7 protein-coding genes and 1 pseudogene are annotated in these 8,311 nt (G+C 40.1%); 2 read left to right on the top strand and 6 right to left on the bottom strand.

All coding sequences use genetic code 11. The features are described 5' to 3' along the window. From WBM70_RS04180 to WBM70_RS04205, 6 genes and pseudogenes are all read right to left on the bottom strand, one after another. A pseudogene (locus tag WBM70_RS04180) lies at nt 1-632 on the bottom strand (D-alanine--D-alanine ligase); the annotation flags it as partial. Nucleotides 633-641: 9 nt separating this feature from the next. Next, a complete protein-coding gene (carA, locus tag WBM70_RS04185) occupies nt 642-1,760 on the bottom strand; it encodes a glutamine-hydrolyzing carbamoyl-phosphate synthase small subunit (protein ID WP_424557252.1) in 1,119 nt (372 codons plus the stop codon). After that, on the bottom strand, nt 1,760-2,311 hold the full coding sequence (locus tag WBM70_RS04190; RefSeq protein WP_424557253.1) for a DUF507 family protein: 552 nt from the start codon (nt 2,309-2,311) through the stop codon (nt 1,760-1,762). The genes carA and WBM70_RS04190 overlap by 1 nt, the downstream gene beginning before the upstream one ends. A gap of 12 nt (nt 2,312-2,323) precedes the next feature. After that, complete coding sequence (locus tag WBM70_RS04195; protein WP_424557254.1) at nt 2,324-3,574, bottom strand: adenylosuccinate synthase; 1,251 nt, start codon at nt 3,572-3,574, stop codon at nt 2,324-2,326. 5 nt (nt 3,575-3,579) lie between these two features. After that, a complete protein-coding gene (locus WBM70_RS04200; protein ID WP_424557255.1) occupies nt 3,580-4,425 on the bottom strand; it encodes an ATP phosphoribosyltransferase regulatory subunit in 846 nt (281 codons plus the stop codon). Further along, nucleotides 4,426-5,535: a pyridoxal-phosphate-dependent aminotransferase family protein gene (locus WBM70_RS04205; RefSeq protein ID WP_424557256.1), complete on the bottom strand. Its 1,110-nt coding sequence runs from the start codon at nt 5,533-5,535 to the stop codon at nt 4,426-4,428. Between the two features lie 176 nt (nt 5,536-5,711). On the opposite strand from WBM70_RS04205, the gene WBM70_RS04210 reads away from it, so the two are divergent. Next, nucleotides 5,712-6,908 (top strand): amidohydrolase, encoded by a 1,197-nt coding sequence (locus WBM70_RS04210; RefSeq protein WP_424557257.1) that lies wholly within the window; start codon nt 5,712-5,714, stop codon nt 6,906-6,908. Further along, a partial coding sequence (locus WBM70_RS04215; protein WP_424557258.1) for a GNAT family N-acetyltransferase occupies nt 6,908-8,311 on the top strand: 1,404 nt, incomplete at its 3' end. The genes WBM70_RS04210 and WBM70_RS04215, both read left to right, overlap by 1 nt.

Here is an 8,311-nt window from a genome sequence, read left to right on the forward strand (position 1 = left end):
TCTTTCACCCCTTGGATAAAAGGTTCAACAATCACGTCTGTATCAAATTCAAACGCGACGTCAAGTGCATAGTCAAGCTCTGAGGCTTCTTTGACAATACTCACGCCAATACTTGATCCCAAGCGAACCGGTTTGATGATCACTGGGTAATCCATAGAAATTTTTCTCTCATCATTTTTTGAAAGATACTCATATGCTACTGTTTTGACACCTAAACTCTCTGCTAAGAATTTGGTATAGAGTTTGTTATAAGAGAGTGCTGAAGCTTCCATACGCGGTGAAATGAAGGAAACTTGATAAAACGCCATCATAGAGGCTATCTTTCCATCTTCTCCATCTCTTCCATGTATGAGATTCAGTGCGACATCGAAATCTACAGTTTTACCTCCAAACATCCCATCTATTTGAAAACCGCCATTTTTGAGTGTCAGCTCTTTAGATTTTCTGTATTCACCTGATGAAAAGAGTTTAGAGTTTATTTTCTGCGTATCTATCAGATAAAACTTTCTATCACTACTTACAAAGATATAAACTAAGTCAGACTTTTTTAACACTTTTTTCATGGTTATGGCAGAAACAATACTTATTTCATGTTCATAACTGGATCCACCAAATAATATAGCTATTTTCATCTCTATTCCTTAGAGCATTTTGGCAAATTCGCCAAAGATATATGCACTTTCATGTGGGCCAGGACTTGCTTCTGGGTGATGCTGTACTGACATAGTTGGAGAATCATTATATTTGAGTCCTTCAATCGTATTGTCAAAGAGGTTTACATGCGTTACTTTTGCCACTTCAGTAATGTTATCTGGAACATTGTAATTGTGGTTTTGTGCTGTGATCTCTACAGTACCTGTTACTTCATTTTTCACTGGATGGTTTCCGCCATGGTGTCCAAATTTCAGTTTATACGTATCGTAACCATGCGAGATAGAAAGCAGCTGATGCCCAAGACAGATACCAAAAAGTGGTACTTTATGAGCGATAAGCTTTTTGATCTTCTCTTGTTCTTCTTTTAAGATAAGCGGATCCCCAGGTCCATTTGAAAGGAATACGCCATCGATCTCTTTTGCATCGATCTTAGCGATGATCTCTTCTGCTGCCATGGAGTTAGGTACGACCGTTACTTCCATCCCTGCATGTGTAAGTTCATTTAAGATATTTCTTTTGATACCAAAATCGAGTGCAATGATCTTCTTTGTGGTATTTGGTGCATTATATTGGAAAGTATCTGTATTGTAACGTGCTTCAGTATGTACATAGTTCTCTTTTGTACTTACCTGTTCGATGTAATTTACCTCTTCAATACGAGGTGAAGCGTCTAATACCTTTTTGAGTTCGTCTTGATCATGTATCTCAGTAGAAGCTACCATCATCATGGCACCTTCATCTCTCAGCATTTTTGTTAAAAAACGTGTATCGATCTCAGTAATACCAAGGATATTTTCTCTTTTTAACAATGCTGCCAAAGTCTCTTCGCATCTAAAGTTAGAAGGACGATCCTGATAACTCCGTACAATAATACCTTTACAATGAGCACCTTTGCTCTCCATATCTTGTGAATTACATCCTACGTTACCTATCTCAGGCATCGTAAATGTCACGAATTGTCCTGCATAAGAAGGGTCTGTAACGATCTCTTGATACCCTGTAAGAGATGTGTTAAAAACGATCTCTCCTACAGAAGTGCCCTCTGCTCCAAAACTTTTTGCTTCGAGCATCAATCCATTTTCAAAATATAAAGAGACTTTTGCCATTACAACATACCTCTCTTCGAAAGTTCTTCTTGATAAAATCTTTCATAAAGCAGTTCATAGTCCTGAGAACCAGGGATCACTTCTTTTTCCATGCCTCTTATTTTTGTATAGACAATATCATCAATCTCATCATAGGCATCTGCAAAGGCTTTGAAAGATTTAAAGATCACATTTTTTACCTGGTTTTCATTCACTGTGTATTCAGCCAAATAATTTTCATAGAGTTCATCCAAAATAAGGTGTGCCAGATCATTGTATCTATCATCATAATCCATGATCACACCATGTTCTGCAGCCATTTTCTTTTTGATCATAAAAAAGAGTTGTCTCTCATCTGCATGCTGAAATTCAATCTCATCATAATTCTCATCAAGAATTTTTTTGACTTTTTCATCAAGTGCATGCTCTTTTTCAAGGTTTTCATCGATGATCTTTTTTGCTGCTTCAACAACGGCTTCTCTACCTTTTGGCATAGTGATAAAAGGTGCATTGGCTAAATCGATCCCAATTTTTGTTGCTACGTATCCTGTTTGTTGTGGTTTTAATCTCATTGCTACCCCTTATTATCGAATTATTGTATCTTCACGCTCTGGACTGGTGGAGATGATCCCCATCTTTGTTCCTATCATCTCTTCAAGTGCTAAAATATATGACTTTGCTGTGTCTGGTAGAGCATCAAACTCTCTTACACCTTCTGTTTTATCCCAACCTGGAAAACTTTTGTAAATAGGTGTAGCATCTTCAAGATCGTAAGGGACATAATTGATCTCTTTGCCCTCTACTTCATAAGCGACACATACCTTGACTTCATCAAAGCCATCCAGTACATCCAGTTTCATCAATGAAACCTGGTCTACTCCGTTCACACGTACTGCATGACGCATAGCCACAGCATCAAACCAGCCACATCTTCTCGGACGTCCCGTTGTCGTACCAAACTCATGTCCATTTTTACGAAGTTTGTCACCCTCTTCTCCAAAATCTTCACTCGGGAAAGGTCCATTTCCTACTCTTGTACAGTATGCTTTTGCAATACCTGTTACTTTTCCAAGGTCTTTTGGGTTGATCCCAAGACCAGAACAAGCACCTGCACTCACAGTGGTTGAAGAAGTGACGTAAGGATACGTACCATGATCGATATCCAGCATCGTACCCTGTGCGCCCTCTAAAAGTATCTTCTTGTCTGCATCCATGATCTCCCATATCATTTGTGTTGTATCTGTAATATAAGGACCCAATATATCTCTATACCCTTGAAGTTCTGCCAAAAGCTCTGATTCTACAGGTTGTGCAACACCCATCGCATCAAAAACAGGTTGATTCATTTCAAAATAGTCTTTGATCTTAGCAGTCAATTTTTCAGGGTTTAGCAACTCACCAAGTCTGTGTCCTACTCTGGCGATCTTATCTCCATATGCAGGCCCGATACCCTTACCTGTTGTACCAATGGCCTTATCACCCTTCAGACGCTCTTTGGCTTGGTCGATAAGTGCATGGTAAGGCAAGAGTACATGCGCTTTGTCTGAAAGGAAAAGTCTTCCTTCCAAGTTATCAAACTGTTCCATCTCTTTGATGAAATCTTTTGGTGAAAGTACGACACCGTTTCCTACAATGTTCTTTGCGCTAGGGTTAAGTACACCAGAAGGGATAAGGTGAAGTGCATATTTTTTGTCACCAATGACAATCGTATGCCCAGCATTATGCCCGCCTGCAAAACGACACACATAATCATGTGTCTGTGCCATATGGTCAACGATCTTTCCTTTTCCTTCATCTCCCCATTGGAGACCTACGATCAAATCTGCTTTACTCATCTACCCTATCCTCTATTCATTTTTTTACTGATACACTCATCTGTATAGAGTGCAAATCCTGCTGCTTCTACACCATCGATCGTGTATATGCCACCCATTGCCAAAAGACTGTTATTTTCAAACATTCTAAATGTCAAAGAGTCATAATATCTCATCTTCGCATAGTAAAGCGGAGAGATCACCATGTTACTATAGTCCACTTTTTGCGTAGCCTCTTTGATCTTTTCAAGTTCTGCCTTGATGTCTTCAGGGAATACACTCAGATCATTCAGATCATTCACGCTGTTGATCCTTACGAGTTGTTCTATCCAAGTTAGATCAGCTGCCATGATCTGCTCAATGTTCATTGACTTCAGGACATCCAAAGAGACCCCATATTTTTCATTTAAAAGATGCGGGATACGAATATTGGCTATCTGCATGACTGGTTCTGCCCCTATCTGCGCTAAAAGTGTTGTGGTGGTTTCTGCGATCTTCTCAAAAGTACCGTCGATCACTTCAGCCCCGATCTGGTACTGCTCTTTTGTCGGAAACGTTACCGTTGGCTGGATATAAAACCACTTTTTAGACTCTGTACTTCGTCCCAATCTTTTAGTCACGATACGTACAACATCTGCTGTAGAATCTGCACGTAAGGTCACTTCATGGTTTTCCTCATCATTCAGTCTGACCAATGGTTTTTGGTCGTCAAAACATTCATGTTGGTGGTAAGAAAAGAGTGGTGTGACTATCTCTTCAAATCCAAGACCGTACAAGGTTTCACTTGCGATATTTTCTATCTCTCTTTTGATCTTGGCACTTTGACCAAAATACAGTCTACTCCCACTAGGGATCTCATGTTCAAATATCATCTAATTACTCTTTTTAAAATATGTTTCGTTAAATACACGGCTTGCTGTACCATCAAACTCTCTTCTGCCAATGTCAGCCAATGCCAACTCTATGGCATTCACTACCCATGCAGACTCATAGACAGGAATAAGCCCCATCTGGTTGATACGAAAAAGTTTACCCTTGAGGTGATCTTGCCCCCCTGCCATGTTGACCCCATACTTTGTCTTAAGCAGTTTTCGTATAGGTTCTGCATCTTCATCATATACGGTGCTCATAGAGAGTGCCGGAGTCTGTGGGTACATAGAAAAACCAATAGCTTCAAGTGCAGCCTGTGTTGCAGATGCTCTGGATGCAGTATTTTCATATAGGGCATCGATTCCTTCTTCATCGACCGCATCAAAGATGGCATTAAGTCCGATGATGAGTGTTGTTGCTGCCGTCCAAGCTGTAGTATTTTTCTGTTGACTTTTAATTTCTGTAGCAATGTTAAAATAATAATCTGCACCGGAACCTATCTTCTCTACAGCGGATAAGGAAAGACCGATCATTGCCAATCCTGGAGGAAGCATCAAGGCCTTTTGACTTCCTGTGACCAATGCATCTATATGAGTAACATCTATAGGTTCTACCCCAACAGCGGTAATACCGTCGGCTACGATCATAATATCAGGATTGATCTCTTTAGCTCTTTTAGCTATAGCTTCTACAGGATGACGAAGTCCACCGGCACTTTCACAGACCTGTATAAAGATCGCATCGATATCTGCATTTTCACTCAAGGCCTTTTCAACATCAGCTACACAAGAAGGTGTATTCCACTCATACTTCAGTTCAACCTTCTCTTTTCCCATAGCATCAGCAATTTTCCCAAAACGCTCTCCAAACTTACCTGAATTGATCGTTAATGCCTTCGTCTTACAAAGGTTCAACATACATGCCTGCATGGCACCTGTACCTGAGGACGCTATCATCACACATTCATCCATCCCAAGAAGCTTTAAAAGTCTCTCACGGGCTTCTTTAAATATAGCTTCAAATTCTGGTGTTCTATGATGTAAGGTAGGTGTAGCCATAGCTTGGCGTACAGACTCCGGTACTGGTGTAGGTCCTGGGGTAAAAAGTAACATCTCTATCCTCTATTTTCACAAAAGTGTTTACATAATTGGTTGCGATTATAGCCAAAAAGAAGTTAGAAGAGGGTAAATCTACTTTTCATAAATAGAGATGACGTATAAAATTTACTTTTAAACGTAAAAAGGTGTATAATTAAAAAAATACCTCATTTTTTAATGAAAGGTTTGCCATGAAAAACTTAAAACAGAAACTCTTCACAACGATAGACGAGATCAATGAAAGGATCATAGAAATTCGTCATGATCTACATAAACATCCCGAACTTTCAGGTCAGGAAGAACATACTAAATACCTTGCCAAAGGGATTCTTGAAGCCAATGGATATAAGATAAAAGAGAGTGAAGAGCACCATGGGCTTATTGCAGATCTTATCGTAGATGAATCAGCCAAAACAGTCGCGATACGTGCCGATATGGATGCCCTTCCTATACAGGAGCAGACAGGAAAACCCTACGCTTCCAGAGTAGATGGTATCATGCATGCATGCGGACATGACAGCCATACAGCCATAGCATTAGGGGCAGCCATAGCCATGGCCACACACAAAAAAGAACTTCCCGGTAATATCAGGTTTATTTTTCAGCCCTCCGAAGAGAGCAAAGAGGGAGGTAGTGTTGATATGATAGAAGATGGTGCTCTTAAAGGTGTTAGCGCGATCTTTGGACTACATGCCTATCCTTATCTTGACTCTGGAAAGATAGGGTATAAGTATGGTGTAATGCTGGCTTCGGCAGATATATTTACCATTGAAGTTTTCGGTAAAGCAGCTCATGGTGCAAGACCTCATGAAGGGGTAGATGCCATTCTTGTCACATCTATGATCGTCAACTCGCTTAATCATATTGTATCTCGTAGAATTGACCCTTTACACCCTGCAGTTATCTCCCTTGGAACGATCTCAGGTGGCACTGCCTCCAATATCATTTGTGACCATGTTTTACTCAAAGGAACAGTCAGAACTATCAATGAAGGCGTACGAAAAAATATCCCGACCATGATGGAGTCTTCTATACAAGGGGTATGTACGTCGATGGGGGCAACCTACAATTTTGATTATACCTTTGGTCAGCCAGAACTGATCAATCATGATGCCATGGTAGATATCATCATAGCTGAAGCCAAAGAGATCATAGGTGATGAGAACTGTATTGATCTCGTAGATCCTGTTATGGGAGGGGAAGATTTCTCAGAATATCTACAGATCGTTCCGGGAGCATTTTTCAGGCTTGGCACTGGTAACGAAGAGAAACAGACCACTGTACCTCAACACAACAGCCGTTTTGATGTCGATGATGATGCACTTCAAGTCGGTATGAAGATCATGAGTGCCGCTGCACTGCAGGTCCTGGTACAAAAAGGTTCCTAATGTATGACAGCATTGTTTTAAAGATTCCCAGTGACATCGGATGCATGTCGCTCGTTGAGCATGTGCTCACAGGTATGTGTACCTTACTCTCTTTATCACAAGATGATCTACAGGCAATGCTCAAAAGTACAGAAGAGTTGATCCAAAATGCCGTTGACCATGCTTACAAGAACGAAAAAGGCTATATTGAGATCTCTCTGCATCCGTTTAAGACTGGACTGCGTGTAGATGTACATGACTGGGGTATTCCTATGTCCTCTACAAAATATAGCTCTGTCCCACTGATACGGGAAGCTTCACATGGGTTCAATCGTATCTATGATCTTGTTGATGTTTTCGAATACCATAATTTAGGCAGAGATGGCAAAAAATTTGTCATAATAAAATATGCTTCGCATCCTTTGCATCAGACATTATCCAAAACTACCACACCTAACCCGCTAACAGACAAAGAGGAAAGAGCAGATCCACAAACTCCTATCAAATTCAGAGAGTTTCAAGAGGGAGATGAAGAGGGAATTGCACGTCTTATCTATAAAAACTATGGATATAGTTATGTCAAAGATCTATTTTATTACCCTCATAAGATCTTGGAATATCATGGTAAAAAGTTCTACTCTATCATAGCTGAAGCTGAAGGAAAGATCATAGGACACTTTGCCTTTCTTTTGATACCAGACTCTACCATTGGAGAAGTAGGTATTGTGGTGGTAGACCCTCTATTTAAAGGGAGAGGTATCATGAATCGTATGATGGAACTTGTCTTGAAAAAGGCTGAAAGTATCGGTTTGGATGCAGTATTTGGTGAAGCGATAATGTACCATACCTTCTCACAAAAGAGCAATCTTACCCATGGCTTTATAGAGAGTGCCTTTATGCTTGGTAAGACACCTGAAGACATTACGATCGAAAATAATGAATTAACCGAAACCTACAAACGCGGATCGGTGCTGATAGGATACCGCTTCTTCCATAAAATGAAGAAAAAACTGTATCTTCCACAAGTCTATAAAGAGCAAATTGAACATACCTATAAAAATGCCGGTATAGCATTTGAAACAAAGAAAAGAAAAAAAACAAAGACCCCTCAACATGTCTTCCTGACCTATGAGTTCGACCCTCCTTCAAATATAGGTAAAATACGGGTCGATGGCTATGGAAAAGATTTCACTCAGAAATTTTTACATCTTGTCTCACAGCTTTGGTCAAAACACTGTGATATGATTTACGTCGATGTCTCCTTGGAGCACATACCAAAAATTGACAAGGTCATTAAGATCATTAATAAAAGAGGTTTTTTCTATAGTGGTGTCATCTTCCTTGCGCATAAGCAAGGGGACTATCTCAGACTGCAACTGAAACACAGTGATAAGATCGGGACCAAGAACTATCTCTGCCACTCT

The sequence above is a fragment of the Sulfurovum sp. genome, from assembly GCF_049668085.1.
In the GTDB taxonomy this organism is placed as follows: Bacteria; Campylobacterota; Campylobacteria; order Campylobacterales; family Sulfurovaceae; genus Sulfurovum.